This is a genomic window from Herbiconiux daphne, assembly GCF_024979295.1.
Taxonomy (GTDB): domain Bacteria; phylum Actinomycetota; class Actinomycetes; order Actinomycetales; family Microbacteriaceae; genus Herbiconiux; species Herbiconiux daphnes.
In genome coordinates, this window is the sequence record NZ_JANLCJ010000851.1 from 1 (window position 1) to 511 (window position 511).

The 511-nt window shown below is 45.0% G+C and carries 1 protein-coding gene; it reads left to right on the forward strand.

The window, feature by feature from the left end; genetic code table 11:
• Positions 1 to 78: 78 nt before the first annotated feature.
• On the forward strand, positions 79 to 511 hold a 433-nt coding region (locus N1032_RS28025; protein WP_259544024.1), incomplete at its 3' end, for a hypothetical protein.

The following is a 511-nucleotide window of genomic DNA, read 5'->3' on the forward strand; positions in this document are numbered from 1 at the left end:
TGATAGCCCGTTTGATAAAATGGCCTATCAATTCTCAAAGGATCTTCTGTCTGATTTGCAGACAAGGACTGTGAAAAAGTGATTAATCGTAAACACATCCTAGCCATCACCAGCAATGGTGAATGGTTCAATACCCAGGAAAATATTGATGCTTTTAAAGCTGCTAACCCCACGGCATTCATTGCTAAGGTTGGCGATAAAGCAACAATTATGAACCGTCGCCTGATGTCTTATAACACAACGGGCAAAATCATCGGCTTTGATCAGACAAGCACTGGCAAGTTTCTGGTGATGGTTAAATGGGATAAAGATGCTGCACCTCTCCGTGTTGGCATCAAGTCTATTATGCCTAATGCTCCAGAAAAATTCTGGATGGCAATCCCATTCAATTCTTCTGGTAGTGCGCGTCAACAGGCTCACTTCTATGCCGGTTCTTCACGTCGTAATGGTGTTGCGCCTGCTGTTCTGCGTTTCGCAAGTCTGCCAGCGGCTCAACGTTATGATGCTGGGG